23 protein-coding genes and 2 tRNA genes are annotated in these 26,131 nt (G+C 57.1%); 9 read left to right on the forward strand and 16 right to left on the reverse strand.

Going from position 1 to position 26,131, the window contains the following annotated elements:
• Nucleotides 1-11 precede the first annotated feature (11 nt).
• Nucleotides 12-428 carry a quorum-sensing-regulated virulence factor family protein gene (locus LJU29_RS08160; protein ID WP_002554685.1) on the reverse strand — a complete coding sequence of 139 codons (417 nt, stop codon included), beginning with the start codon at nt 426-428 and terminating at the stop codon, nt 12-14.
• A 279-nt stretch (nt 429-707) separates the two neighbouring features.
• On the opposite strand from LJU29_RS08160, the gene LJU29_RS08165 reads away from it, so the two are divergent.
• From LJU29_RS08165 to LJU29_RS08175, 3 genes are all read left to right on the forward strand, one after another.
• On the forward strand, nt 708-1,418 hold the full coding sequence (locus tag LJU29_RS08165) for a tRNA-uridine aminocarboxypropyltransferase (RefSeq protein ID WP_257112028.1): 711 nt from the start codon (nt 708-710) through the stop codon (nt 1,416-1,418).
• A gap of 245 nt (nt 1,419-1,663) precedes the next feature.
• On the forward strand, nt 1,664-2,311 hold the full coding sequence (erdR, locus tag LJU29_RS08170) for a response regulator transcription factor ErdR (RefSeq protein WP_002554683.1): 648 nt from the start codon (nt 1,664-1,666) through the stop codon (nt 2,309-2,311).
• An 83-nt stretch (nt 2,312-2,394) separates the two neighbouring features.
• Nucleotides 2,395-2,760, forward strand: a complete 366-nt coding sequence (locus tag LJU29_RS08175) for a diacylglycerol kinase (protein ID WP_002554682.1) — start codon at nt 2,395-2,397, stop codon at nt 2,758-2,760.
• Between the two features lie 7 nt (nt 2,761-2,767).
• Here the strand turns inward: LJU29_RS08175 and LJU29_RS08180 are convergent, their stop codons facing one another.
• Entirely contained in the window at nt 2,768-3,694 is a 927-nt protein-coding gene (locus LJU29_RS08180) for a LysR family transcriptional regulator (protein WP_002554681.1), read from the reverse strand.
• Nucleotides 3,695-3,817: 123 nt separating this feature from the next.
• On the opposite strand from LJU29_RS08180, the gene fpr reads away from it, so the two are divergent.
• Nucleotides 3,818-4,597 carry a ferredoxin-NADP reductase gene (gene fpr / locus LJU29_RS08185; protein ID WP_002554680.1) on the forward strand — a complete coding sequence of 260 codons (780 nt, stop codon included), beginning with the start codon at nt 3,818-3,820 and terminating at the stop codon, nt 4,595-4,597.
• A gap of 79 nt (nt 4,598-4,676) precedes the next feature.
• Here fpr and tsaA read toward each other — a convergent pair whose 3' ends face one another.
• From tsaA to LJU29_RS08215, 6 genes are all read right to left on the reverse strand, one after another.
• Complete coding sequence (tsaA, locus tag LJU29_RS08190) at nt 4,677-5,369, reverse strand: tRNA (N6-threonylcarbamoyladenosine(37)-N6)-methyltransferase TrmO (RefSeq protein ID WP_057453422.1); 693 nt, start codon at nt 5,367-5,369, stop codon at nt 4,677-4,679.
• Between the two features lie 13 nt (nt 5,370-5,382).
• Entirely contained in the window at nt 5,383-5,844 is a 462-nt protein-coding gene (locus LJU29_RS08195) for a YehS family protein (protein ID WP_002554678.1), read from the reverse strand.
• Between the two features lie 80 nt (nt 5,845-5,924).
• A complete protein-coding gene (locus LJU29_RS08200) occupies nt 5,925-6,635 on the reverse strand; it encodes an rRNA pseudouridine synthase (protein ID WP_257112030.1) in 711 nt (236 codons plus the stop codon).
• A 92-nt stretch (nt 6,636-6,727) separates the two neighbouring features.
• Nucleotides 6,728-7,168 (reverse strand): GNAT family N-acetyltransferase, encoded by a 441-nt coding sequence (locus LJU29_RS08205; RefSeq protein ID WP_002554676.1) that lies wholly within the window; start codon nt 7,166-7,168, stop codon nt 6,728-6,730.
• A gap of 102 nt (nt 7,169-7,270) precedes the next feature.
• Nucleotides 7,271-8,614 carry a 30S ribosomal protein S12 methylthiotransferase RimO gene (rimO, locus tag LJU29_RS08210; protein WP_002554675.1) on the reverse strand — a complete coding sequence of 448 codons (1,344 nt, stop codon included), beginning with the start codon at nt 8,612-8,614 and terminating at the stop codon, nt 7,271-7,273.
• Nucleotides 8,615-9,009: 395 nt separating this feature from the next.
• Nucleotides 9,010-10,101: a catalase family protein gene (locus LJU29_RS08215; RefSeq protein WP_004657919.1), complete on the reverse strand. Its 1,092-nt coding sequence runs from the start codon at nt 10,099-10,101 to the stop codon at nt 9,010-9,012.
• Nucleotides 10,102-10,420: 319 nt separating this feature from the next.
• Here LJU29_RS08215 and LJU29_RS08220 point away from each other — a divergent pair, with 319 nt between their 5' ends.
• A complete protein-coding gene (locus LJU29_RS08220) occupies nt 10,421-12,316 on the forward strand; it encodes a potassium transporter Kup (RefSeq protein WP_257112031.1) in 1,896 nt (631 codons plus the stop codon).
• A 97-nt stretch (nt 12,317-12,413) separates the two neighbouring features.
• Here LJU29_RS08220 and LJU29_RS08225 read toward each other — a convergent pair whose 3' ends face one another.
• The 4 genes from LJU29_RS08225 to LJU29_RS08240 all read right to left on the reverse strand — a co-directional run bounded on the left by LJU29_RS08225 (nt 12,414) and on the right by LJU29_RS08240 (nt 17,124).
• On the reverse strand, nt 12,414-13,748 hold the full coding sequence (locus tag LJU29_RS08225; protein ID WP_002554672.1) for a virulence factor family protein: 1,335 nt from the start codon (nt 13,746-13,748) through the stop codon (nt 12,414-12,416).
• Complete coding sequence (gene mprF / locus LJU29_RS08230) at nt 13,748-16,390, reverse strand: bifunctional lysylphosphatidylglycerol flippase/synthetase MprF (RefSeq protein ID WP_257112032.1); 2,643 nt, start codon at nt 16,388-16,390, stop codon at nt 13,748-13,750. The genes LJU29_RS08225 and mprF overlap by 1 nt, the downstream gene beginning before the upstream one ends.
• 349 nt (nt 16,391-16,739) lie before the next feature.
• Nucleotides 16,740-16,816 (reverse strand) — tRNA-Met (locus LJU29_RS08235).
• 231 nt (nt 16,817-17,047) lie between these two features.
• A tRNA-Met gene (locus LJU29_RS08240) sits at nt 17,048-17,124 on the reverse strand.
• 260 nt (nt 17,125-17,384) lie between these two features.
• Here LJU29_RS08240 and dinB point away from each other — a divergent pair.
• Nucleotides 17,385-18,446: a DNA polymerase IV gene (dinB, locus tag LJU29_RS08245; protein ID WP_002554670.1), complete on the forward strand. Its 1,062-nt coding sequence runs from the start codon at nt 17,385-17,387 to the stop codon at nt 18,444-18,446.
• 40 nt (nt 18,447-18,486) lie between these two features.
• On the opposite strand, the gene LJU29_RS08250 is transcribed toward dinB, so the two are convergent.
• From LJU29_RS08250 to LJU29_RS08260, 3 genes are all read right to left on the reverse strand, one after another.
• On the reverse strand, nt 18,487-19,443 hold the full coding sequence (locus LJU29_RS08250) for a hypothetical protein (protein ID WP_002554669.1): 957 nt from the start codon (nt 19,441-19,443) through the stop codon (nt 18,487-18,489).
• Nucleotides 19,444-19,513: 70 nt separating this feature from the next.
• The gene (locus tag LJU29_RS08255; RefSeq protein ID WP_002554668.1) at nt 19,514-21,229 is read right to left on the reverse strand and encodes a proline--tRNA ligase; all 1,716 of its coding nucleotides are present in this window, start codon (nt 21,227-21,229) and stop codon (nt 19,514-19,516) included.
• Between the two features lie 171 nt (nt 21,230-21,400).
• On the reverse strand, nt 21,401-22,756 hold the full coding sequence (locus LJU29_RS08260; protein ID WP_257112702.1) for an OprD family porin: 1,356 nt from the start codon (nt 22,754-22,756) through the stop codon (nt 21,401-21,403).
• An 864-nt stretch (nt 22,757-23,620) separates the two neighbouring features.
• On the opposite strand from LJU29_RS08260, the gene LJU29_RS08265 reads away from it, so the two are divergent.
• Nucleotides 23,621-24,052: an HIT family protein gene (locus LJU29_RS08265; RefSeq protein ID WP_257112033.1), complete on the forward strand. Its 432-nt coding sequence runs from the start codon at nt 23,621-23,623 to the stop codon at nt 24,050-24,052.
• A complete protein-coding gene (locus LJU29_RS08270; protein WP_257112034.1) occupies nt 24,049-24,255 on the forward strand; it encodes a SlyX family protein in 207 nt (68 codons plus the stop codon). The genes LJU29_RS08265 and LJU29_RS08270 overlap by 4 nt, the downstream gene beginning before the upstream one ends.
• A 64-nt stretch (nt 24,256-24,319) precedes the next feature.
• On the opposite strand, the gene LJU29_RS29305 is transcribed toward LJU29_RS08270, so the two are convergent.
• Nucleotides 24,320-24,928, reverse strand: a complete 609-nt coding sequence (locus LJU29_RS29305) for a cold-shock protein (protein ID WP_002554664.1) — start codon at nt 24,926-24,928, stop codon at nt 24,320-24,322.
• A gap of 458 nt (nt 24,929-25,386) precedes the next feature.
• On the opposite strand from LJU29_RS29305, the gene LJU29_RS08280 reads away from it, so the two are divergent.
• Nucleotides 25,387-25,860, forward strand: a complete 474-nt coding sequence (locus tag LJU29_RS08280; protein ID WP_003314356.1) for a Dps family protein — start codon at nt 25,387-25,389, stop codon at nt 25,858-25,860.
• Nucleotides 25,861-26,131: the final 271 nt, after the last annotated feature.

Raw genomic sequence — 26,131 nt, forward strand, 5'->3', positions numbered from 1 at the left:
GCCGGGGTGGCTTACTTTTTCGGCTTTACAGTGCAATCCGACGCCTGAAAGGTCTGGGTCGCAACCGGGCGGTTGGTCTTGTACTCGGTGAACTGATACTTGAGGACGGCTCCCTTGGTCATCAACTGGCGGAAACCGTTGTTGTGGCAAACGCTGTTGCCCAACTGGTTGCGCATCACGTCCGGGTTGGCGCGCATTTGCTGGGCCTGACCTTCGCGTACGCTCAAGTGGTTGATCAATTCGTTGCCACTGACGGTATAGCCCTGATCGAGGATGTCTTCGTTGATCGCTCTTGGCGTGCCGACACTGCTTTCCTTAGCCACTTTTTCCAGCATCTTGCTGAGTTCGAACTCCTGTTTCGACGCCGCCTGGGCGCATAGCGGAGCAACGAGCAAAAGCGTAAGGGTGGGTACGATAAGGCGCAGCATTAAACTCTCCTGATTAAGTGGCTGGCCGTTGGACCAGCGACTTCAAAGTGCGTTCCGGGCAGCCCGCCGATAACGCGGGTTGCAATGGCGCAGCAGTATAGAGCAGGAGTCTTCATCGGGCCTAGGGGCTGTACCCGTTTCAACACGGTCTCTCTGAAGCGGGAACAGCTCGAGGACCGAAAGCGGGTTGAAGTGCCGGGGCTCTGATAAACTGCGCGCACTTTAATCCTGCCGAGTCTTTGTGGTGTCGATGTATTCCCCCCGCAGGCGTGTCCTGTAATGAGTCATGCCGTTTCCCGTCTGCGCGACGAGCGTCTGGCCCGCAGTACCAAGCCCTTTATTGCTCGCGGCTCGCGCGCGCCGCGCTGTCCGGATTGCCGGGTTATCTCCAGTTATTGCCTGTGCGCGTGGCGACCTGCCGTGACTGCCGAGTCAGGCATGTGCCTGCTGATGTACGACACCGAGCCTTTGAAGCCGACCAACACCGGCTGGCTGATCGCCGATGTCATCAAGGACACCCACGCCTTCGGCTGGTCGCGAATAGATGTCGACGAGCAATTGCTCGCCTTGCTGGACGATCCGCAGTGGCAGCCGTATATCGTTTTTCCCGGTGAATTCGTTGCCGAGGAGCGTGTGGTCAATAAGGTGTCGCGCATGGATGGCAAGCGCCCACTGTTCATTCTGCTGGATGCCACCTGGACCGAGGCGCGCAAGATGTTCCGCAAAAGCCCGTATCTGGAAAGGTTTCCGGTGTTGACGCTGGAGCCCGAGCAGATCTCGCGTTACCGTTTGCGCCGATCAAGGCGAGACGATCACTTCTGTACTGCCGAAGTCGCCGCGCTTTGTCTGGAGCTGGCCGGGGATACCTGCGCCAGTGGTGTACTGGATGCTTATCTGGATGTGTTCAGCGCTCATTATCTGGGTGCCAAGTACCTCAAGCCGATAGACCCCGACGACGCGGCCAACACTCATTTGAAGGCTTTTATTTGAAGGCTTTCTATCACGCAGTGTTGCGGATCTGCCCTGTATGGGCTAATTGCCATCCATGTTCTCGGGCAATGACGCTTCGCGCTTGACCGTCATGGTCTTGCTGGGCATGCTTGGCGCCGCCTGGAAGCCGATTCATCTTGTCTGGTGTGGCACCGACGCTCTTTTCGGGTTGTCGCGATGCGCATTCGCCAGTCTTGCTGGGTGGCCGATTCTGTCGGCCCTCACTATAAAAACAGGATCACTACATGACCTACGACATCCTGATCGCTGATGATCATCCCCTGTTTCGCAGTGCGCTGCATCAGGCGCTGAGCATTGGCCTGGGGCCTGAAGCGCGGCTCGTCGAGGCAGAAAGCATTGCCCAGCTTGAATCCCGTCTGGGAGAGAAGGCTGATTGGGATCTGGTTCTGCTGGACCTGAACATGCCAGGGGCTTATGGCTTCTCCGGGCTGGTCCTGTTGCGCGGCCAATATCCGCAGATACCGGTGGTGATGGTTTCGGCTCAGGAAGAGGCGTCGATAGTGGTGCGTTCCAGAGAGTTTGGTGCCAGCGGGTTCATTCCTAAATCCAGCCCCCTTGAAGTCATTCAGCAGGCGGTGCGCACCGTGCTCGATGGCGACGTCTGGTGGCCGCCGCAGGTCAATGAAGTGATCAGTGTTTCGGATGAAGCGAAGGCTGCAAGCGCTGGCCTTGCCAGCCTCACGCCCCAGCAGTTTCGAGTATTGACGATGGTCTGTGAGGGGCTGCTGAACAAGCAGATTGCCTCAGAACTCAGCGTCTCCGAAGCCACTATCAAGGCGCACGTCACGGCGATTTTCCGCAAGCTTGGCGTACGCACGCGAACTCAGGCAGCGTTGTTGTTACAGCAGCTTGAGTCCATCTCGTCCAGTTAACGGTGTTCAGGTTGCGAGCATTCACGCTTTTTTGACCTTTAGTGCCTTAGCTTTCCTCATCTTTTTTACACAGCAGCCTCTCTATGTCGCCCTTCAAAGGCCAAACCGGTCTAAAACGTATCCTCAATGCCGCAGGCTATTCTCTGGACGGTCTGTCAGCTGCTTTCAAAGGCGAAGCCGCTTTCCGCCAGCTGGTACTGCTTAACGTGGTGTTGGTCCCGCTATCGTTTTTCCTGCACGTCAGCAAGGCCGAGCATGCCTTGCTGGTCGCCGTTTGCCTGCTGGCCCTGATTGTAGAATTGCTCAACTCAGCTGTAGAGGCTGCCATCGACCGAATCTCTCTTGACCTGCACCCGTTGTCCAAGAACGCCAAGGACATGGGCAGCGCTGCCCAGTTCATCGCCTTGAGCATGATCGCTCTGGTGTGGGGCATTGTGCTGCTGGGTTAGGGCTTGTTCAATACAGGCTTGGCAGCACGATCTCGTCGCTGCGCTTCACTCCGGCGGTGAACGCGCGGCACAGTTCGAGGAATTCGCGCATGGCTGACGTCTGATATTTCTGTTTGTGCCAGATGAAATAGAACTGACGCGCCAGATCCAGCTCAGGCGTGGCCAGTTCCACCAGGTTGCCGCGACGAAACGAGTCGCGTAGCGCCAGTCTGGAAATGCAGCCAATGCCCAGTCCGGATTCCACTGCCCGCTTGATGGCTTCGGTGTGTTCCAGCTCCAGTCGGACATTCAGCCCGTTGCGGTGGTGACGCATGGCCTGATCGAACGTCAAACGCGTGCCTGAACCTTGTTCTCGCAGGATCCAGGCTTCATGGGTCAGTTCTTCCAGCGTTACATGGGCGCGTTTTGCCAGTGGATGCTGTGGAGCACAGAACACCACAAGTTCGTCTTCGACCCAGGACTGCACTTCGATGTCCGGGTGGCTGCAATCGCCTTCGATCAAGCCCAGATCAATCTCGTAGTGGGCAACCTGTTGCACGATATGCGCGGTGTTCTGGACGTGCAGCTTGACCTGGCTTTCCGGGTGACGCTGCATGTAGCCGCCGATCAGCAGGGTCGCCAGATAATTGCCAATCGTCAGTGTGGCCCCGACTGCCAGCGAGCCAAAGCCTGATTTACCGTTCAGCAGGTCTTCGATTTCCTTTGCCTGATCCAGCAGAGCGACGGCCTGCGGCAGTAATTGCCTGCCCGTGGCGTTAAGGCTTAGCCGCTTGCCGGCGCGGTCAAACAGCTGGCAGCTCGATTGGCGCTCCAGCTCGGTGATGGAGGTGCTGGCAGCCGACTGCGAAAGCGAAAGCAGCACGGCTGCTTTGGAGACGCTTTCCTGTCGGGCGACGGCAACGAACACTTGGAGCTGACGAAGAGTAAATCGCATATCTATATAACCGATAACCTATATCTTGATAATTCATTTAACAGATATTGTGTCTGCCACTAGAATGTCGCGCAACAGCGCAGTGCTTCTGCGCGCACTATTTTTTCAGGAGTCTTCACGTACATGAGCAACATGAACCACGAGCGTGTCCTCAGCGTCCACCATTGGAACGACACCCTCTTCAGTTTCAAGTGCACCCGCGACCCTGGTTTGCGTTTCGAGAACGGTCAGTTCGTCATGATCGGTCTGCAGCAGCCAAACGGTCGTCCGCTCATGCGCGCCTACTCGATTGCCAGCCCGAACTGGGAAGAGCATCTGGAATTTTTCAGCATTAAGGTGCCGGACGGTCCGCTGACCTCGCAGTTGCAGCACCTCAAGGAAGGCGATGAAATCATCATCAGCAAAAAGCCTACGGGTACGCTGGTGCTGGACGACCTCAAGCCGGGCAAACATCTTTACCTGTTGAGCACGGGTACTGGCCTGGCGCCGTTCATGAGCGTGATTCAGGACCCTGAAACCTACGAGCGTTTCGAGAAAGTCATCCTGTGCCACGGCGTGCGTTACGTGAACGAAGTCGCCTATCGTGAATTCATCACCGAGCATCTGCCGCAGAACGAGTTTTTCGGTGAAGCGCTGCGTGACAAGCTGATCTACTACCCGACTGTCACCCGCGAGCCGTTCGAGAACGAAGGCCGCCTGACCGACCTGATGCGCAGTGGCAAACTGTTCAGCGATATCGGCTTGCCACCGATCAACCCACAGGACGACCGCGCCATGTTGTGCGGTAGCCCGAGCATGCTCGACGAGACCAGCGAAGTGCTCAACAGCTTTGGTCTGACCGTTTCGCCACGCATGCGTGAGCCCGGCGACTATCTGATCGAGCGTGCATTCGTCGAGAAGTAAGTTGGCCTTACAAAACCCGCCTCGTCCCTGAAGGGATCAGGCGGGTTTTTATTGCTCGGGATTTGTCGCTGGCATCCCTTCAGGCCAGCAGGACTTCAAGCACGCAAATCACACCGGCCTGCGGGTAGTGCCAGCGTACGTCCAGATCCCAGAATTGAGCGCCGTAGCGGCGTTCCGGCGTCGGTAGCTGATAGGCCGGGCGCGGGTCCTGCGCCAGGCATTGCTCGATCAGCTCGACCAGCGGCTCACTCAGGCGTAGTGCGTGTTCGCGAGCCTGCCGCAGGGCGGCGTCCTGCCACTGCACCGGTATCAGGGCCGGCGCAGCGCTGGCGATGTGGTTGGTCGCCTCGGCGATTGCATCGGCGTAGGGTACGTATGGCTTGATGTCCAGCACTGGTGTGCCATCCAGCAAGTCGATGCCGGACAGCCACAGGCGACCGGCTTCGACTTTGTCCAGTCTGACCACCGACTGGCCGATGCCATTGGGGCGATGCGTCGCGCGCGTGGCAAATACCCCCATCGACTGGTTGCCGCCCAGACGCGGAGGGCGAACCTTCAGGCGCGGCTTGTCTTCCAGCGCCATATGGAACAGAAACAGCAGCCAGACATGACTGACCTGTTCCAGCCCTTGAACAGCCTCACCCTGATCGAAAGGCGCCACCAGCTCCAGCACTCCACGTGCTGCCGGGGCCAGCTGTGGCTGGCGGGGGATGGCGAATTTCTCCTTGAAGCAGGAGCGTACGAAGCCGACAGGGGAGACGTTGTAACTCATGGTGCCGACCGGTTCAGCCACGCACGCGCAGGGTCAGACCCTTGAGGAAATTGCGTAGCAGTTGATCGCCACAGGCGCGGTAGTTGGTGTGTCCGACCTTGCGGAACAGTGCGCTCAGCTCTGGCTTGGAAACCGGAAATTCTGCGGATTTCAGGATGGCATGCATGTCGTCTTCTTTCAGTTCGAAGGCCACGCGCAGTTTCTTCAGAACAATGTTGTTGGTAATCGGCAGATCAATCGGCTGCGGCGGACGGCTTTCGTCCTTGCCACGTTTGAAGTAGACCAGGCCATCGAGAAAATGCGCCATGATTTCATCGCTGCAATCCAGATAGCCCTCTTCTTCCTCTTTCTTCATGAAAGCGATGACATCGCTTTTGGACACTTCAAAACCGGTCAGACCGATGATTTCGACAACCTTGCTGTCGCTGATATCGAGCATGTAGCGCACGCTACGCAGTACGTCGTTGTTCATCATGAGGCGTGTTTCCTGATAAGTCGTATGGCGGCGCATGACGATGGTCATGCGCGCGGTAATAAGGTCGGGTGCCGAGGGAGTTAAAACTTTTCCTTGGTCGTCATGTAGCGCCACTGGCCTTCGGGCAGTTTGCCCATGGACACGCCGCCGATGCGGATGCGACGAATGGCGACGATCTTCAGGCCAACGGCTTCACACAACAGGGCAATGATGCCGGGCTGCGGGTTTTTCATTGCAAAGCGCAGGCGGTTCTCGTTCTGCCAGCTGGCCTTTACGGCGGGCAGTTCCTTGCCTTTGTAGGTCAGGCAGTGATTCAGCCGGTTCAGGCCATGAGCAACCATTTCGCCCGAGATTTCCACCACGTATTCCTGCTCGATCTTGCTGCGGTCATCGGTGAGCTTGCGCAGGATTTTCCAGTCCTGGCTGAACACCATCAAGCCGCTGGCATTGGCTTGCAGGCTTGAAATCGCCTCAAGGCGCATGAAGTGGCCCTTGAGCGGACGCTTGCTGTAGCTGTGCTCAACCGAGAGCGTGCCCGGCGTGATCATCTGCAAAGCCTCTTCGGCGCTTGCCGAGGCAGGTTTGTGCAGGATTATCGTGACCGGTTCAGGGGAGTCGGCCTTGGCATCCGGGCTGAGCTCGATTTTCTGGGTGCTGACCTTGAAGTGCGGCTCTTCGATGACCACGCCGTCCACAGTAACCCAGCCACCCTCGATAAACAGTTCGGCCTCCCGGCGGGAGCAACCGACCAGCTCGATAAGGCATTTGGAAAGGCGAATGGGGTCTGTCATGAAGAAAAGCCGTTTACTGATGGGAAAGGCGCCATTGTAACCGCCTCACGCTGGTTAATCGCGGCAACATTGCATTTGCGCTGTAATCGATGTCAGTTACGACGGGTCAGGCGCATTCTGAGCATCGGATAAGGCTGACCCAAGCCGTCTACTTCAGAACGGCTGACAACGTCGAAACCATGCCGGAGGTAAAACCCCAGTGCCTGAGTGTTCTGCTCGTTGACGTCCAGTTCACGGATGTCGAAGTGCTCGATTGCGTGGGTCAGCAGCTGCGTGCCCAGCTTTTTCCCGCGATGGTTCGGGTCGATGAACAGAATATCCAGTCGGTTTTTGTTCACGCCCGCGAAGCCCGTGATGTTGAGCTGCTCATCCCGGGTGCAGAACAGCGTCACGCTGTCCAGATACTGTGTCAGCAACCCCTTGAGCCTGATGATGTAGGCGTCCGGTAGAAAGTCATGGGTGGCGCGCACCGAGCGTTCCCACACCTCGCTCATCTCCGGGTAATCGTTGGTGTCCGGGGTATATAACCGCATCTCGCGTTCTCCTTTCGGCCAGTCTTGCATAGACAACGGCCAGAGACGAAAAAGCCCTGCCGGTTCAAGGGCAGGGCTTTCGATTATGGCTAGGGGCTGTGCTTACAGCATCTCGGCCCACAGGTCGTATTCGTCAGCATCGGTAACGCGGCACATGATCTTGTCGCCGGGCTGAACGGTGCTGCCCTCTTCCAGACCGATGAACACGTTGCCGTCGATTTCCGGAGCATCGAAGAAGCAGCGGCCTACGGCGCCACGATCATCGACTTCGTCGATCAGTACTTCGATTTCCTTGCCGATCTTCATTTGCAGGCGCGCAGCGCTGATTGCCTGTTGATGAGCCATGAAGCGATCCCAGCGGTCCTGCTTGACGTCATCCGGCACGATGGCCGCATCCAGCAGATTGGCAGGAGCACCTTCAACCGGCGAATACTGGAAGCAGCCGACGCGGTCCAGTTGGGCTTCGGTCAGCCAGTCCAGCAGGTACTGGAAGTCTTCTTCGGTCTCACCGGGAAAGCCGACGATGAATGTCGAGCGGATAATCAGATCAGGACACTGCTCGCGCCAGTTCTTGATGCGTGCCAGTGTCTTGTCTTCAAAGGCTGGCCGCTTCATCAGCTTGAGGATTTTCGGGCTGGCGTGCTGGAACGGGATGTCCAGGTACGGCAGGATCTTGCCGGCCGCCATCAGCGGAATCAGTTCGTCGACGTGCGGGTACGGGTAAACGTAATGCAGGCGAACCCAGACGCCCATCGAACCCAGCGCCTGACACAGCTCGGTCATGCGGGTCTTGACCGGCTGGCCGTCCCAGAACCCGGTGCGGTATTTGACGTCAACGCCATAGGCGCTGGTGTCCTGGGAAATAACCAGCAGCTCCTTCACGCCGGATTTGACCAGACGCTTGGCCTCATCCAGTACATCGCCAACCGGACGGCTGACCAGCTTGCCGCGCATCGACGGGATGATGCAGAAGCTGCAGCTATGGTTGCAGCCTTCGGAAATTTTCAGATACGCGTAGTGGCGCGGGGTCAGCTTGACGCCTTGCGGTGGCACCAGGTCGATCAGCGGATTGTGATCCTTGCGGGGCGGCACGACATCGTGCACTGCGTTGACCACTTGTTCGTACTGCTGCGGGCCGGTCACCGACAGCACGCTGGGGTGCACATCGCGAATGACATTTGCGTCAACGCCCATGCAGCCGGTCACGATGACCTTGCCGTTTTCCTTGATTGCTTCGCCGATCACTTCCAGCGACTCGGCCTTGGCGGTGTCGATGAAGCCGCAGGTATTGACCACGACCACGTCGGCATCCTCGTAGGTCGCAACGACTTCGTAACCTTCCATGCGCAGCTGGGTCAGGATGCGTTCGGAATCAACGAGTGCCTTCGGGCAACCCAGTGAAACGAATCCGACCTTTGGGGCGGACGGCGTGGTGACGGTGGACATGGCAAACCTCGGCGTGAAGGGCACCCGAACGCGAAGCGCAGGCGCTGACTGGGCGCTTGCTGCGCCTCTGATCAAAAAGTGCGCAATTCTAGCGGTGAGCGGGCGCGATGACCAGCGTTTGGATGAGAATTGCGACGTATGTCAGGCGAGGGGAGGATTTATGCTCAAAGAGCGCTTGGCTGTTGCGCGAGCCTGCATACTTTGTCTGCGCAGTTGTCAGGTTCGGGAGGGAGGCGCATTGGTTGAGACCTTCAGGATATGCAGGACGTATCTGGCTACGCTCTCGGCCGCGAGTTGAAGTCGTATTTGCCTGAAGGCTGTTCCGTTTCATCAGAGGCGCACTGATGAAACGGAAGCCATCGCCATAAGGATCTAACCGCGGGCCGATTGACCTGTTAACCCCGTGGCTCGTGCATCGGGCACCCATTGTGCTGACTGCGAAAGCCCGCCGAGTGTTCGTAGGCAGGTTTGCGCACTCGCATCACTCCGCCCAGCGGACGGTGCGCCTCAAGACCATGCCATGGGCTGAATGACATGCCTTCATCGATTTCCTGAATGCTTTGCTCTGACCACGAGGATTGGCGGGGGACATCGATTCGAGCGACTGCCACGTAGGGGCTGAGGTCTTCCGGCCAGATCGCCGAAGCATCCTCTACCGGCATCTTCTCCAGGTCCGTGGCCAGCTGGATACGAACCTCCCAGCTGGCATCGTTTTCGAGGAAAAACGCTTTGACTGCCTCACGCAGGCCATCCGGCTTGTCTTTCAGGTCCACAGCCTTGTCGGTCAGCGCCATCAACTCTGCGGAAATGGGGACTACGCTCAGCTTGGCGTAGTAGGGCCCGTACAGAAAAGGTACGACGGTGTAGAACGTCTCGCCGAGAATATGAGTCATCGGGTGCCCGCCGAGACTTCTCAGTGTGCCACTCTCGCCCCCGGCAGACTCGATAGCGGACTCGATACCGCGAAGGACTGCAGACAGTGCCTTCTTCATGCCCGGCGCTTTGTCAGTTGTTTTGGCCAATAACTTCAAGGTTTTCAAAAAAGCCTTGGGGTCCCTGGCAGTAAAGGCCTTGGCGTTCTGCATGACGAAATCCTGGGTCGATGCGTCGGCGCTGCCGGGCAAGCGCGTGCCTTCGATACCCACAAGTTTGATCGCCAGCCCCCTGGGCGTTGAGACCTTGTCGTCAAGAATATCCCCCGGGTTGGTCGAGAACCGCATGAACAGCGGGAAATTTCCAGGTTTCGCAAACGCGCCTTGAGCCAGCGGCTCGGGCAGGTCGTCATAGACCTGAATCTGCCCGCGAAGTAACCCGTGTGCCTTGGCATGCACACTGCGAATGGCGTGCCCGGTGTCTTGCAGAGTGGTTTCAAGAATGGAATGCATGGCTTCCACCAGCTCTTTGCTGGTTTGCGCTTCATCGTCGGGGACGACTTCAAATGAGGGCTGGAAGCGTAATGGCTGAACAGTCAGATTTTTTGTAGTCATCAGGGCATCTCGGTCAGAGGAATCAGGGTGCCCGGGCGTCGATGCGGTTCTTGATGACCTTTCAGGCGGCAGGCTTAAGTAATGACCGGCCGGTATTTGCGTCGTTCAATGAGAAATATCTCCCCGTAAACTGCCTGAAAGACGGGGCGCGCTGACCTGATCATTCTCGCCGTCTGCGTTTCACCAAGAATTACAACGAGTGCTGCGTTATGCTTCGCGCCATCGCGCCGAGGCATGTCAATGTCTGGCTGAATCTGAATTGTTACGCGTTGTGATGTTCTCAGTGTTGAACCTCATGTCTGGTTTCCGGGAGTAGTGGATGAGTCAAACAAACAGTCATGGGGAGGCCGCAGGCACTGCCAAGCCTATCGGGTTGCTGATCGCGGCAGTGGGGGTGGTTTATGGCGATATCGGAACAAGCCCGCTGTACACCCTCAAGGAAGTGTTTCAGGGCGGTTACGGCGTGGAAGTCACGCATGACGCGATACTCGGGGTGTTGTCACTGATCTTCTGGTCGCTGATCTGGGTTGTTTCGTTCAAGTACATGGCGTTTGTTCTGCGTGCTGACAACCAGGGCGAGGGCGGCATCATGGCGTTGATGGCGCTGGCGCGTCGAGCATCGGCCAAACACCCCAAACTGCAAATGATGATGGTGGTGTTCGGGTTGTTCGGTGCTGCGCTGTTCTACGGTGACAGCATGATTACCCCGGCAGTCTCGGTATTGTCGGCGATGGAAGGGCTGGAACTGGCCTTCGATGGCCTCGATCACTGGATCGTGCCCATGGCGCTGATTGTGCTGGTGGGGCTGTTTCTGATTCAGCGCCACGGCACGGCACGCATCGGCGTGCTGTTCGGCCCGGTGATGGTGACCTGGTTTCTGGTGCTCGGCGCGCTGGGCGTTTACGGCATCATGCAGTCGCCGGAAGTGCTCAAAGCGGTCAATCCGGCCTGGGGTGTGAATTTCTTCATCATCCATCCGGGTATTGGCGTTGCCATTCTTGGTGCTGTGGTGCTGGCCCTGACCGGTGCCGAGGCACTGTATGCCGACATGGGGCACTTCGGTCGCAAGCCGATTTCGCGTGCCTGGTTCATCCTTGTGCTGCCAGCACTGCTGCTCAACTATTTTGGCCAGGGTGCGCTGGTGCTGGGAAACCCTGAAACGGTTCGCAACCCTTTCTATTTGCTGGCACCGGGCTGGGCGTTGCTGCCACTGATCGGCCTGTCGACGATGGCGACCATCATTGCCTCGCAGGCGGTAATCTCCGGCGCGTTCTCGATGACGCTGCAGGCGATCCAGCTGGGCTACATTCCGCGCATGCATATCCAGCACACCTCCAGCGACGCGCAAGGCCAGATCTATATCGGTGCCGTCAACTGGGCGCTGATGGCGGGTGTCATTCTGCTGGTGATCGGCTTCGAATCGTCTGGCGCGCTCGCATCTGCGTACGGCGTGGCAGTGACCGGGACCATGCTCTGCACCACCATTCTGGTGTCGACGGTGATGCTGATGCTCTGGAAATGGCCGCCATTGCTGGCTGTTCCGTTGCTGATCTGCCTGCTGCTGGTGGATGGCCTGTTCTTTGCGGCCAACGTACCGAAGATCTTCCAGGGCGGTGCCTTCCCGGTGCTGGCAGGTGCGGTGCTGTTCATCCTCATGACCACCTGGAAGCGCGGTAAGCAACTATTGGCGGAGCGGATTGACGAGGGCGGGCTGCCGTTGCCGATCTTCATCGGCAGTATTAGCGTTCAGCCGCCGCATCGCGTGCAGGGCACGGCGGTGTTCCTGACCGCACGTTCGGATGCCGTACCTCATGCGCTACTGCATAACATGCTGCACAACCAGGTACTGCACGAGCAAGTGGTGTTGCTGACTGTGGTGTACGAGGACTCACCGCGTGTGCCTGCCGCTCAGCGCGTTGAAGTGGAGTCCTATGGCGAAGGCTTTTACCGGGTGATCCTGCACTTCGGTTTCATTGATGAGCCCGATGTGCCTGCTGCGCTGGCGTTGTGTGATCTGCCGGAGCTGGATTTCAGTCCGATGCGCACCACTTACTTCCTCAGCCGCGAAACGGTGATCCCGTCGAAGATGGATGGCATGGCGCGCTGGCGTGAGGCGCTGTTCGCGTTCATGCTCAAGAATGCCAACGGCAACCTGCGCTTCTTCAAGCTGCCGTTCAATCGGGTGATCGAGCTGGGTACGCAAGTAGAGATGTAAGCGTTCGCCGGCAAGGCTGGCAGCGTGGATAAAAAAATCCCGGCGACCTCACGGTGCCGGGATTTTTTATGCCGTTCAGACTTCTATCTGGCGGCGCTTACTGAGCGGTAGCCTTGCCCTGACGCTTGTTGATGGCGTCGATCAGGCGCTTGGCCAGTGCCGGATAGTCTTCATCGAAGTGGTGACCTCCAGGCAACTGAACGGCCTCGCCGACTGCGGTAGTGTCGGTGCAACCGCTGTCTTTCTTCTCTTCGACACCATAAACACAGAACACCTTGGCGGCTGGCAGCTTGGCCATCTCCTGTCCGGTGGTGGCTTCCTTGCCTGCGTTGCCGAGCCAGCCGTCGACGTGAATCTCGAAGCTGCCAGTACGGGCGAAGGCCAGCAGAATGATCGCGTCGACCCGATTCTGATCATCCGCAGCCAGGCGATTGTAGATCGCGGGCATCACGTCCGCGCCGAACGAGTAGCCAGCCAGGATGAAGCGCTTGGTGCCCCATTTCTGACGGTAGTGGTTCATCAGGTCGGTAAGGTCGACAGCGGTCTGCTCCGGTGTCTTGTGCTCCCAGTAGTAACGCAACACGTCGATGCCCACCACCGGATAGCCCATCTTGGCCATGTCGCCTGCCACGACCTTGTCCAGGTCGCGCCATCCGCCGTCACCGGACATGAACAGTGTCACGGTATCGGAAGGCTGGCTGGCCGGGACTTCGACGACCGGGATGCCCAGGCCGCCACTGTCGTTTTCACCGAGTAACAGGTGGCGCAGCTCGGTGTTGAGCACCTGAGGCAGCGGAATGTCGTAGTCGCTGATGCTGGTGTCGGCATTGGTCTGGTCACGCACGAACGCTGCACTCGGATCATCCGGGGCGTCGTTCCAGGCGGCCAGCCAGTGTCCGTGCGGAGCTTTTTGCGGCAGCGGCACGTCGCAGATCTGCGGCGGTTTCTCGTCTTCCTCCAGAACAGGCGGCGGATTCGAAACATGCTCCAGCGCAAACCCGACGGAAATGGCCTGCGCCTTGTCGTCGGTCTGCTCGGCCAGCCAGCGCCACGCCAGAGTTGCGCCAGGGCCTATGCCACCGACAACCTTCGCGGGGCCGTCAAGCTTCGCCAGGGCTTCCTGAAAGGTTTTCTGTTGCAGGACGCAGTCGTCCTTGGGCAATACCACCTGAATGATGCGTGCCGAAGCGTCCTTGCTGATCGCCAGCAACTGCTTGTCGGTGAGCATTTCTTCAGCGGTGACGGCCAGCGCAATGCGGGTTTTGATGCTGGTGGCCGGTGTCACGCTGGTCAGTGGCGCGCCGCCGTCAAGGTTCAAGTGTTCCAGCGATGCGGGCGGGGCAGGGCGGTTCCAGATCCATATTCCCAGTGCTACGACTAAAAGAACAATTACCAGAGCTGCAAGCAAAAGGCGCCAGGAGCGTCGAATCATCAGCGTTTCACCAATCCAGTCAGGCCGCCCGCAATCAGGGCGGCGGTGTCAGCCAGTGCCACGAGCGGATCAAGTCCGGCAGGCACGGCCATATAACGAGGTTCCCAGTCGGGCTGGAACTTGTCCTTGAAGCGACGCAGCCCCTGGAAGTTGTACAGTTGCTCGCCACGACGAAAGATCATCGAACCCAGGCGCTGAGTGATCGGCGCGCCACGTCTTGGCTGCAGCCCCGACAAAGGCACCATTCCCAGGCTGAATCGCGCATAACCCTGGGCTTTATAATGCAGAATCAGGCCGACCATCATGAATTCCATGGTCAGCTTGGGGGCGTCCGGGTGAGAGCGCATCAGGTCCAGACTGGCCAGTTCCGGGCTGGTGGTTTCCAGCAGGTTGGAAAACGCGACCGGTTTGCCCTGGAAGTGCACGATGGCAATACGGAAATACTTGAGGTACTCAGTGCTGAAGCGGCCCAGCGAGAAGCCTTTTTCGCGGACATTCTTGCCGGTTAGCCAGGCATCGGAAATCACTTTCAGCTCATCGATAGGCGCTTGGCCCGGCTCGTAGATTTCCAGCGAAAGCCCATCGCGGCCACCTCGGTTCCAGGTGTAACGCAGGTCTTTCATTTCCTTGCCTTTGGCGTCGATATCGAAGCGTCGCAGATCAACGCGCGCTTCCTCGCCCAGCTTGATGGCGGTGAGGCCGATGTCCATGTAGAACGGCAGGTTTTCCGCGCGCACCTGGTAGAACACCGGGCGAGCATGGTGCACGTCGCACAGGTCGCGGAACTGCCAGATCAGCTCGGCACGCTGCTGGGTCGGGCCAATCGGGTCGTAAAGTGCTACCAGACTGCGGCCGCGATGCGAGTACATCAGGAACGCATTGCCAGCCGGGTGGAACAGGATCGCCTTATCGCCGGTCAGCACCAGACCGCCATCCGGCTGTTTGGATGCTTTGAGGATCTCGGCTGCCTTGTCCAGATCTGCCGTGTCGGGCAGTTTGATGACCGGTCTGGCAGTACGCAGCAACCAGGTCAGCGAAACCACCACCAGCAGCACTGCGCTACCAAGGGCCGAGCGCAGGCCGCGTGGGGCGTCTGCATCAAGGGTGAACTGCCACCACAACTGATGGCTGTAAGGCACGTCCTGATAGGCGAACAGCAGCAGCCAGATTGAGGCACCGACCACACAAATGCTGGCAATCAGGTAGACCGGCGAGAACGGCAGCTCCAGCAGGCGGCTTGGGCGGTAGAACGAACGGCGGAACGTGAGCAGCAGGCAGGCGGTCAGCAGCAGCATGCTGGCCTCTTCCCAGTCGAAGCCCTTGAGTATCGACAGCACTGCACCGACCAGCAGCAAAATAGAGGTCAGCATCCAGGCCGCAGACAGCCGACGACGCAGGCCCTGGGCAAGCAGCAGGCACAGCACGCCCACAAGACTTGCTCCGAAGTGCGACGCGTCGATCAGCCGATGCGGGATCATGAAGCCGACGTTTTCCAGTCGGGTATCGATTTCAGGGGTGGCACCAGAGAAGAGCAGCACCACCCCCGACAAGAAAACCAGTAGGGCCAGAATCGGTGCCGCCAGCCCCGAGGCAACGCGCATGGCTTGCTTGGTCGGTAGCAGGCGCTGGGCTTCGGTAAACAGCAGGGTAAGGCAGGCCAGCAGCAGCGGCAGGATCACGTAGATCAAGCGGTAAAGTAGCAGCGCGGCGGCTAGCGGGGCGGCACCCAGTTCGTTGGCAAAGGCTGCGAGCAGAATGGCCTCGAACACGCCGACGCCGCCAGGAACATGGCTGAGCACGCCTGCAGCAAGAGCAAGCAGGTAAATAAGGATGAACGCACCGAGAGGCGGCGCGTGCGGCAGCAGCAGGTACAACACCATCGCCGCAGCAGCGACGTCCAGCGCGGTAATCACCAGCTGGATCAGCGTCAGCTTCAAGTCTGGAAGGCGCAAGGTACGACGACCGAGGCGAACCAGAATATTGTGCGGAATGTCCTGTTCCGGCAGGCGGCGACGGTAGACGAACACCGCCAGCAGCAGGCTGCCAATCAACACTGCTGTGGCGACTACAGCCAGCACGTCGACGGGAAGCTTGAGTGCCAGTGACGCGCCTGACAGGTTGCTCAGCGTGGCCAGTGCCGCCAGTGGCGGCAACGCACAGCCTAGCGAAAGGCTGGCGAATACGGTCATGCGGGCGATTTCGATTGCCCCCACGCCATGGCGTGAGTACAGGCGATAGCGTACCGATCCGCCGGACAGCATCGACAGGCCGACCGCATTGCCGATGGCAAACGAGGTGAAGCCGCCGAGAAGCAGCGTCTTGATGGGCAGATCGACGTTGGCATAGCGACTGGCGGACAGTTCATAGCCCATCAAAATGACATAACCGACTATTGCTGCGAGCAGCGCGCCGCCCAGAGCGGGCAGGGGCACTGCGAACAGTGAGTCGTGCAGCGCATACCAGTCCATTTCGACCAGCATGTGGCGGCAGGCAATAAGGGCCAGGCTGAACAACAGCAGCATCACCGCCAGCCCGATAGGCTGCCGGTATTTGCTTAGCAGTTCACGCCAGTTCTGGCGTGGCGGGCTGCCGGGTTGTTCTGCATCAACGGTTTCATTGGAATCGGACATGTTGTCGCGCATCAATCACTCCTTGGATCGTGCGCGACAGGATGGAGGTATGCAGCCAAGTTACCAATCCCTACGCAGAAAATATTTCAGGATGTTAGCGCGTCAACGTCTAACGAGCGAATAGCGAATCCGGCCAGGCGATGCTGTTCAGCCGAGGTTCAGTCGTGATTCAGCTTAGTAACACCTATCGGCAGCGCATGCAAAAACTGTCGTCAATGAAAGCATTACGTTACAGATGTGATGATAGGGTTTCAAAGGGCTTGGAAAATAGTCTTTTTTATCAGGCAGTTAGCGGTCGCCTGAAATGTTTTTTCACCGGAAACAAAAAAGGCCACTCTTTCGAGTAGCCTTTCTTGATGTTTGGTTGCGGGAGCCGGATTTGAACCGACGACCTTCGGGTTATGAGCCCGACGAGCTACCAGACTGCTCCATCCCGCGTCTGTGTGGCGGCATTCTACAGCCGAACGCTGAAGTGTCAACCCTTAATCTTGAAAGCAGGCAAATGAGTAGCAGATTGTGCACCTTTGCCAATGATGCTGCCTTTTTTGCGCCTCAATGTGAAAGCGCTGATCAGGCTGCAATGAAGGGGTGTCAGTGGCAGGGCATGAGAAGGTACTTTTAACGCAGGCACAAAAAAGGCCCCTCTTTCGAGTAGCCTTTTTTGATGTTTGGTTGCGGGAGCCGGATTTGAACCGACGACCTTCGGGTTATGAGCCCGACGAGCTACCAGACTGCTCCATCCCGCGTCTGTGTGGCGGCATTCTACAGAGAGATGGCGAGATGTCAATGGTTAGTTTTAAAAAAGTGCTTTTTCTTCAATTGGTTAGCGCCGTCGCTTATGAGTTTTTTCGGCTCTGACGCCTGTATGGCGGGGCTCCGCAGTTTTTTAGACCACGCGTCAGGGACTTTTCACTGCTTTTCACGGCGACCTTTCGCATCACTGGATGTTACTTGCCGGTACGAATGAGATACTGCTCAGCCATTGATTGCAAAATCCCATCAGGTCATGACGCAGCGCAAAATCATCCATATCGACTGTGACTGCTTTTATGCAGCCATTGAAATGCGTGACGAGCCCGAACTTGCTGGCAAGCCGCTGGCGGTGGGGGGCTCTGCAGAGCGGCGCGGGGTGATTGCGACCTGTAATTATGAGGCGCGCGCGTATGGGGTGCGTTCAGCCATGTCATCCCGGCATGCACTCAAGCTCTGCCCGGACTTGACCATCGTCAAGCCGCGCATGGAGGCCTATAAGGAGGCGTCACGGGAAATCCATACGATATTCCGGGATTACACCGACCTTATAGAGCCCTTGTCGCTGGATGAGGCGTTCCTCGACGTATCGGATGCCGGGCACTTTTCCGGCAGCGCCACGCGCATCGCCCAGGACATCCGGCGCCGGGTCTCGAATCAGCTGCATATCACCGTTTCGGCTGGCGTCGCGCCGAACAAATTTCTGGCCAAGATCGCCAGCGACTGGAAAAAGCCCAACGGTTTGTTCGTCATTACTCCGGATCAGGTCGAGGATTTCGTCGCCTCTTTGCCCGTTACCAAACTCCACGGCGTCGGGAAAGTCACTGCAGACAAGCTGGGGCGGCTGGGCATTGTCGACTGTGCCGACCTGCGAGGCCGCAGCAAGCTTGCGCTGGTCCGTGAGTTTGGCAGCTTCGGTGAGCGTCTCTGGAGTCTGGCGCACGGAATAGATGACCGTCCCGTGCAAAATGACAGTCGACGTCAGTCAGTCAGCGTAGAAAATACCTACGACACGGATCTGCCTGATCTGGCTGCCTGCCTGGAAAAGCTGCCCGCGCTGCTGGAAACCCTCGGTAACCGGATGGCGAGAATGGAAGGGCAGTACCGGCCCGGCAAGCCCTTCGTCAAAGTGAAGTTTCACGACTTCACCCAGACGACTCTGGAGCAGTCCGGAGCCGGAAGGGATTTGGGCAGTTACGAGCAGTTGCTGGCGCAGGCGTTTGCCCGGGGTGCCAAGCCTGTTCGGCTTCTGGGTATAGGTGTGCGTCTGCACGACCTGCGCGCAGCTCATGAACAATTGGAGTTGTTCTCGCAATAATGAAATGGTCGGCTGCGGTTACATACCGCAGCCTTTCACATTACTGGCTCTGGGCGGGAACGGCGACCAGACGGCCAGCATCTCTGGCGAGTGATTTGAGAAATTCACCCTGCAACTGCGGATCGTTGCGTGTCAGCTCAATCAGGCTTTGTTCAAGCTCGCTGGCTTCTTCTTCCAGTCCCAGGTCAGAAAGACGTTTGACACGATGTACCCATTGGCTGACTTCGTCATCTTCCAGATCGTCGTATATCAGTGCGTGGGCTTCCAGCAGCTTGCCGCGCAGAGAGTGGCTGATTGGCAAGCTGGCGTTGGCGTGAGCGCTGTCCTGGTCGTCTTCGACATTGATATAAATGCGCGTGATACGGCTCAGGTCCTGTTCGGCAAAAGGACTGTCCAGCAGGTTCAGGCGCAGAATGCCGTTGCGGTCGGTGCTCATTTCATGAGTTTCGTTACCGGCCTTGACCATCACCGGGCGTTCATTCCACGGCAGCGTAGAGTTCTCGATCCGTTTGTCTTTCTGGACTTCGTCAATGCTCGCCAGATTCTGCTGGGCGCGCCCGTGAGAGGGGGCGTTCATGAACGGGTTCAGACCTGCCACACCGTAGTGAATCCAGTCCCGGGTCATGCTTTCCGGCAAATTGCCCAGTGCAAACACGTTGACCACATTCGCCCCGACGCCTGCTACAACAGCGACCGCGCCGAGCGGGATCTCGTAGATCTCCCGCCAGGGCTGATAAGGCGTATAGCGGTCATAGTGGCGGGTGACTTCAAAATCGGTGACTTCGAACGATTTGTGCTCGTGAATCCGCACGCGGCGTTGCGGTAACTCCAGCGTTTTGGGCTCACCGATATCGACTTGCAGTGTGTGTTCGAGCAGTTTGCGTTCGACGCGCTCCTCGTGCTCACTGCGTTGTGATAGCTGATTGGCACAGCCGCCGACGAGAAACGAGCCGCAAAGGACGGCGCTGCCGAGGCTTAAGGTGCTTCGTTTGAGCATGGGATCTCTGATGCGGATTGGGCGAGTGACGAGCGGCGCACCTGTTGAGAAAACAGGTGCGCCTTTTGACTCAGCGGTTCACTTTGCCCTGGATGAACGACAGCACATCCGCGACTGCAATGGCTTGCGGTTGCGACTCGGTACGGCTCTTGTATTCCAGATTGCCTTCGGCCAGGCCACGGTCGCTGACTACGATGCGATGCGGAATACCGATCAGTTCCATGTCAGCGAACTTGATGCCGGGGCTGGTTTTCTTGTCGCGGTCATCGAGCAATACCTCAAAGCCGGCGGCAGTCAGCTCGGCGTACAGTTTGTCTGTCGCTTCACGAACCGCGTCTGTTTCGTAGCGCAGAGGGATCAAGGCGATCTGGAAAGGCGCCAGAGTGTCGTTCCAGATAATGCCGTTTTCGTCGCTGTTCTGTTCGATTGCGGCGGCAACCACGCGGGAAACGCCGATGCCGTAGCAACCCATCGCCAGATTGACCGGCTTGCCGTTTTCCCCCAGCACCTGGCACTTCATCGCTTCGCTGTACTTGGTGCCCAGCTGGAAGATGTGGCCCACTTCGATGCCACGCTTGATTTCCAGCGTGCCCTTGCCGTCCGGGCTTGGGTCGCCCGCAACAACATTACGTAGGTCTGCGACGGTCGGAACCGGCAGGTCGCGTTCCCAGTTGACGCCGAAATAGTGCTTGTCATCGATATTGGCGCCGACGCTGAAGTCGCTCATCAGCTCGACCGAGCGGTCGATGATGCACGGCAGCGGCAGATTCAACGGACCCAGCGAGCCTGCGCCTGCACCGATGGCATCACGCAGTTCGGCTTCGGATGCCATCACCAACGGGCTGGCAACCTGTTCAAGCTGGCTTGCCTTGATTTCGTTGAGCTCGTGATCGCCACGGATGATCAGGGCAATCAGCTTGCCTTCTTCGGCAGCATGCACCACCAGCGTCTTGACGGTTTTCTCGATCGGCAAATCAAAACCTTCGACCAGTTGGGCGATGGTCTTGGCGTTTGGAGTATCGATCAGACGCAATTCTTCAGTAGCGGCCGGACGAGCTTTCTCACGAGGTACTGCTTCGGCTTTTTCGATGTTGGCTGCGTAATCGGAGCCATCGCTGAACACGATATCGTCTTCGCCGGATTCGGCCAGCACATGGAACTCGTGCGAGCCTGCACCGCCAATCGAGCCGTTGTCAGCTTCGACCGGGCGGAATTTGAGGCCCAGGCGGGTGAAGATGTTGCTGTATGCCAGGTGCATGCGGTCGTAGGTGACCTGCAGCGAGGCGTGGTCAGCGTGGAACGAGTAGGCGTCTTTCATGACGAACTCGCGCCCGCGCATCAGGCCGAAGCGTGGACGGATTTCGTCACGGAATTTGGTCTGGATCTGGTACATGTTGATCGGCAGCTGTTTATAGCTGTTGAGCTCATTGCGTGCCAGATCGGTGATGACTTCCTCGTGGGTCGGGCCCAGGCAGAACTCGCGATTGTGGCGGTCGACCAGACGCATCAGCTCCGGGCCGTATTGTTCCCAGCGACCGGATTCCTGCCAGAGTTCTGCAGGCTGAATGCCGGGCATCAGAATTTCGAGTGCGCCAGCGGCGTCCATTTCTTCACGAACAATGGCTTCGACCTTGCGCAGCACGCGCAGGCCCATGGGCAGCCAGGTGTAAAGACCGGATGCCAGCTTGCGGATCATGCCAGCGCGCAGCATCAGCTGATGGCTGACCACGACCGCATCGGAAGGGGTTTCTTTCTGTGTGGCGAGCAAAAATTGACTGGTGCGCATGGTTGGCCGTTGTCGGTTGCTGAGACTGGATATGACCTGGCATTGTACGGCGGTGTTCCGGTCGCGTACAGGGCAGGGCAGGCTTGCAGAGGGTAGGGGAGCTCTTTCAGAGCTGAATGAAAAAGCCCGGCATGAGCCGGGCTTCTTCTATTAACGAGTGCTGAGCTGCGATTACAGGATCGAGATCGGGTAGTCGACAATCAGGCGGAACTCGTTGACGTCGCCATCTGACTGAGCATCGTTGCCACGGTGCCAAGCTTGACGCATACGGAAGGAAAGGTCTTTCGCCGGGCCATTCTGTACAACATATTTAGCTTCAAGGTTGGTTTCGTGATGCTTGCCATCCGCGCCATACATACCTACATAGGCGCTGGAAGCGTCCACCTTGGTGCCATCAATGTTATCACCGTTAATGTAACGGGTCATGAAGCTAAGACCAGGAACGCCGTAAGGAGTCATGTTCAGGTCGTAACGCACTTGCCACGATTTCTCGCCTGGGCCGTTGAAGTCAGAGTACTGAACAGAGTTAGCCAGGAAAATCGAGTCGCCGCCGCGGTTTCTGCTGCCGATACCAATGTAGTCAAATGGAGTGTCACCGTCGACTTTTTGGAAGGCGACAGTAACTGTATGTGCTGCCAGGAAAGAATAGGCTGCCGATGCGGAGTAGGTGGTGTTGTTGATCGAGCCCGCTTTGGCGCTGCCTTCGTCAAGTGTACGGTACAGATTGACGTCAAACGCCAGCGACTGATCGTTCCCCAAAGGCAGGGCGTAGTTCACATTACCGTAGTACTGATCCCAGATGTCTTCAAGCTTGGATGCGTAAAACGCTACGCCCAGTCCGTCGGTGATCGCATACTTGCCACCAAGGAAATCAGCACTTTTTGCAGGCAAACCGTCAAAGTTATTTGCATAAGTCGCCCAGATCGTGCCGTCATGGCTTGTAGTGTCTTGAGCTGTGCCGGAGTAAAAGTGACCTGCTTCCAGATCGAGGCCTGCAATTTCGCTGCTCTGCAGGCTCAGACCGCTCGCAGTTTGAGGCAGAAGACGCGAACCACCTACAGCGAATACCGGGCTGGTAGGTTGCATGTCACCGACTTTCAGCTCGGTTTTGGAGATGCGGAATTTGACAGCGCCGCCTATCTTGCCAAATGTGTCTTTGTTGTCTCGATCAGCCCCGTCAGCGCTGGTCGCAAGGTTGCCGGAACCTGAGTACTTATCCGGACCCCAAAGCTTGAGGCCAGCGTAGCCAAATGCCTCAACGCCGACGCCGATGGTGCCTTGAGTGTAACCGGTGCTGAAGTTGGCCCAGATACCTTGGGTCCAGTCTTTATCGCTGCGGCCGCCTGGAGCGGGGTTGTTTTTCTTGTCACGGTTGTAATAGTAATTGCGCAACTTCAGGTCAAGCGTGCTGCCTTCCACAAAGCCCTTGGCATCAGCCTGATCGCTGACGAAAGGTGCCGCTGTTGCCAGTTGGGTGCTGGCTGCCGTAACGGCCAGTGCGATTGCGCTCCACTTCATCACTCTCATCGTGATTGCTCCTTTGGATTTTAGAAGATTTTTGCCGTCCACCTGTTTTTTTATCTGGGCGGCTCTTTCTATTTTTCGTCGGCGGAATCTATATCACGCTGACGCTGGTTGCTATAGGTACAGCTCTATCCTTTCAGATTCTTTACGACATGGCGCCAGGCTAGCCCGTAGTGGCATCTGTGCTTGATCGAATGGATCAATACGCAGTCTGCCAAACACGTCCCCCAAGGTCGCGAGCCTTGTTTCCCTTGATGCTGTCACCCTCGTTTTCCGCCGGGGGTGGCGTGATCATATGGGTCATAAAGCAACAAGCGTGCACAAAATTTCCGAAAATGAAAAAATTTTGTGAAAAATCAGAATCAACATCGCTTTTTTGATTTATCCATATGATTTTTATGAATATTTCAATTTTGTAAAAATATCGATGGATTTTACGTGTCATGGTTGGGGGCGGTTCTTTCTCGCAAAAGCGTTACCCGAATCAGCTCCCTTTGAGTAGAAAACGAATGCGTTGTGTTGTTGTCGCAACAGCAGTGTGTGATTTTGGTGCAGTGCGGGCCCGGTTCGCCTGAACCTGGAGCAATGCTCTGGTTGGTCACCATGGTGAGGCCAGGGCTGTTTCATTTTCATGTACCTGAAGCAGGCAATTGTCAGGCGGCGTTTCAATGCATGAATTCATGGTTGGCGGTTGTGTGACATTAGCGAGCGTCAAATCGGTGCGGTCACCGTTATGCCGGACTCATTCTGGTGCGCATGGCGGCGGGCAGGTGAAGCGTCTTGCGAACCCTAGTATCCTGCGGACCTCGCAGCACCCTGTTACCGACAGGGCAGGTACATTCACCTGGCAGTCAGGAGCTTTTTATCGTGTTCGTTCTGGATTCTCGTCTTCAACAAGACACCTTGCCCATTGGCGACTTTCCGCTGTGCCGGTTGCTGCTCTCCAATGACAGTCATTACCCGTGGTTCATTCTGGTCCCGCGTCGGGCTGATATCACTGAGGTGTTTCAGTTGAGCGCTGCAGATCAGTTGCAGCTATGGCAGGAAACCAGTGTTCTGGCCAAGGTGCTGAAAGAGCTGTTCGATGCGGATAAAATCAACATTGCTGCCTTGGGCAATGTGGTCAGTCAGTTGCACATGCACGTAATTGTGCGCAATCGTGACGATGCGGCCTGGCCTGCGCCCGTGTGGGGCAAGCATGCTGCAGTTGCTTACACCGACGAGCAGTTCTCGACAATCTGCCGGCAGCTCAGGCCGGTATTGACGAATGATTTTCGATTTGAGGAGGAGCAGTCATGAGCCTTGAAGAGCGAGTCATGGAGCTGGAAAGCCGCATGGCCTTTCAGGACGATACGATTCAGGCACTCAATGATGTGCTGCTAAAGCAGCGGCGCGAGTTTGATCATCTACAGCAGCAGATGGCTGCAATGATCAAGCGTCAGGAGGAGATGGGCAGTCAGTTCGATACCTTCGAGGAAGAAGCGCCGCCACCTCACTATTGATCTGTTGCCATAAAAAAACCGCGACTTCCGTTGGAGGTCGCGGTTTTTTATTGCCCGAAAAAAGTCAGCGGCGGGGCAGGGCTGCAATAACGTCTTCTGCCTGCAGGCCTTTGTCACGGTTCATCACGGAAAACTCGACGCGTTGGCCTTCGACCAGTACGCGATGGCCTTCACCGCGAATGGCACGAAAATGCACAAAAATATCGTCGCCGGAATCCCGGGAGATAAAGCCGAAGCCCTTGGAGGTGTTGAACCACTTTACGGTGCCAGTATCACGATTTCCCATGTCGTGGTTTTGAGGTGCGGAGGATGGAGTGTAAGACCTGTAAAAGCTGACGCCCAGGTGCAAGGCGACGGCCACGATGGCAATACTCAAGCTAACCAGAATTGCCGGTTGACCTGCGATGCCGGGCAGAGGAACAAGCAAGGTCAGCGTTTGTACGATTACTGCAATGACAAGCAGGGCACTGACCAGATTTTGCAGATTATGACGTGGGCCTCGATTCCAGTAAGGGATTACCGGAGCGAGTATCAGGTTAAGCAGCCCGAGGAATGCCAGGCAGATGGCGTCAGGGTTTTGCAGGTAGAGAGAGACCGCTTCACTACGCAGGCTAGGTATGAAAGAGAGCAACAGGGCTGCTGCTCCCGTTACCAGATGGACGATTTTCAACATTTTAAAAAGCTCACATGCAAGAAGGATTACAAGAAATAGCTGGTAACGCCCGGTACGCTTCTGAACAAGATGAGGCGTGATGCACGGGCGCAGGGCCAGCCTATGCGCCAACGCTGAATGGCAACTCGTTGGCGACACGACGTGTATTTAACAGCAAAGCCTGATGCTACTCAAATCAGCAATCAATGACGGCTCTCCTGCTTGCCCTGCCTGGATAGCCTGTGCCGCTACAGGGGTTGAAGCAGAGCGTTCAGGCTGGTTTTGCTAATGAGCATTGAGGGTGCGCAGGGATTTTCTGTCCGTGGCGCCTGTCGTGATGCGTCACAAAGCACCCAGGTATGTCCATGAATCGTTGCCGGCTTGTGGCATCGACCCAACGGAAAGCTGCGCCATTCGGGTTCTCTTGATAGAGTAGTGGTCTTTACTGCTTTTCAATCCTCACTAAAAGGGCATGAAACATGGCAATCGATATTGGTATCAGTGAAGAGGATCGCAAGTCGATCGTGGACGGTCTGTCGCATCTGCTGTCGGATACTTATGTGCTTTATCTCAAGACTCACAACTTTCACTGGAATGTCAGCGGGCCGATGTTTCGCACGCTGCATTTAATGTTTGAAGAACAGTATAACGAACTGGCACTGGCGGTTGACTCTATCGCTGAGCGTATTCGTGCGTTGGGCTTCCCTGCTCCTGGCACTTATTCGACGTATGCTCGCCTGTCTTCCATCAAGGAAGAAGAGGGCGTGCCAAGTGCCGAAGATATGATCAAAAGTCTGGTTCAGGGTCAAGAGGCTGTTGTCCGTACTGCGCGTAGTATCTTTCCTCTTCTCGACAAGGTCAGCGACGAGCCGACGGCTGATCTGTTGACGCAGCGTATGCAGGTTCATGAGAAAACTGCCTGGATGTTGCGCTCGATGCTTGAGTCGAAATAACGACCGGGGCGAGTGACGCCAAGCGCCACTCGCCTGTTCTTCATGTGTTGCCTTGCAGGCAGCGCCTGATCCTCGCCTTTTTGGCCTCCGCTGCTTGAGCGCTCAGGCACATGAAGGCCTGGTCGTCGCTCGTTGTCACGCATATCATCCAGCCGTATTCCTTGCTCCTCTTCATTATGCCTTCAGGGTTAAACGATATTCCGCTGATTCCTGTAGCCATCTCCTACAGTGATAAAGTATCAGAGCGGCTGGATATAAAATCTCGAATCAT

It is taken from the genome of Pseudomonas ficuserectae (genome assembly GCF_024584585.1).
GTDB lineage: Bacteria > Pseudomonadota > Gammaproteobacteria > Pseudomonadales > Pseudomonadaceae > Aquipseudomonas > Aquipseudomonas amygdali.